The organism is Blastococcus sp. KM273128, assembly GCF_021698975.1.
In the GTDB taxonomy this organism is placed as follows: domain Bacteria; phylum Actinomycetota; class Actinomycetes; order Mycobacteriales; family Geodermatophilaceae; genus Blastococcus.
Genome location: NZ_SSXA01000160.1, coordinates 1 through 1,326 on the forward strand (window position 1 = coordinate 1; position 1,326 = coordinate 1,326).

General features: G+C 71.7%; 1 protein-coding gene. It reads left to right on the plus strand.

All coding sequences use genetic code 11. The annotated features are described in order from the left end of the window. Positions 1 to 115: 115 nt before the first annotated feature. On the plus strand, positions 116 to 1,326 hold a 1,211-nt coding region (locus tag E9529_RS21390), incomplete at its 3' end, for an IS256 family transposase (RefSeq protein WP_236833272.1).

The window sequence follows — 1,326 nt, forward strand, 5'->3', positions numbered from 1 at the left end:
AGTGGCGTCCACCAAGGTGGTGTGCGACGGCCCCGGTGACCAGCGGGCCCTGCACGTGAAGGCGGCCACCGCGTGATCTTCTGGATACCTTCCACAGCCCCAGGAGAACGACGCGATGACCGCTCCGAGCAGTATCGACCCTGCCCGCTTTCTGGACGAGCAGCTGGCCCAGGCCAGCCCTGACTTGCTGCGCCAGATGCTGACCACGTTTATCAACACCCTCATGTCCGCCGAGGCCGACGCCGTCTGCGGTGCTGGCTACGGCGAGCGTTGGGCCGAGCGGGTCAACACCCGCAACGGCTACCGGGCCCGGGAGTTCGACACCCGCGCCGGGACGCTGGACGTGGCGATCCCCAAGCTGCGGTCGGGCAGCTACTTCCCCGACTGGCTGCTCGAGCGCCGGCGGCGGGCGGAGCGGGCGCTGACCACCGTGGTCGCCACCTGCTACCTGCTCGGCGTCTCCACGCGGCGGATGGAGAAGCTCGTCGAGTCCCTGGGCATCACCCGCCTGTCGAAGTCGCAGGTCAGCGAGATGGCCAAGGACCTCGACGCGCAGGTGGCTGACTTCCGCCACCGGCCGCTGGACGCCGGCCCGTACACCTTCGTCGCCGCCGATGCCCTGGTCTTGAAGGTTCGCGAGGGCGGCCGGGTGGTCAACGTGCACGCGCTCGTGGCGACCGGGGTGAACGGCGACGGGCACCGGGAGATCCTCGGGCTGCAGGTCACCAGCGCCGAGGACGGCGCCGGCTGGCTGGCGTTCTTCCGCGACCTCACCGCCCGCGGCCTCACCGGAGTCCAGCTCGTCACCTCCGACGCCCACGCCGGTCTGGTGGCCGCGATCGGCGCGACCCTGCCGGGCGCGGCCTGGCAGCGCTGCCGCACCCACTACGCGGCCAACCTGATGGCAGCCTGCCCGAAGAGCAGCTGGCCGTGGGTGCGGGCGCTGCTGCACTCGGTCTACGACCAGGCCGACGCCGCCTCCGTGCACGCCCAGTTCGACCGCGTGCTCGACGCGCTGGCCGACAAGCTGCCCAAGGTGGCCGAGCACCTCGAGGCCGCCCGGGCCGACGTGCTGGCGTTCACCGCCTTCCCCAAGGAGGTGTGGCGCCAGATCTGGAGCAACAACCCCTCCGAGCGGCTCAACCGCGAGATCCGCCGCCGCACCGACGTCGTCGGCATCTTCCCCGATCGCGATGCCCTCATCCGCCTGGTCGGCGCCGTCCTGGCTGAGCAGCACGACGAGTGGACCGAGGGCCGCCGCTACCTCGGCCTCGACGTCCTCGCCCGCTGCCGGCTGCGGCCCGTCACCGACACCGGCGACACCAC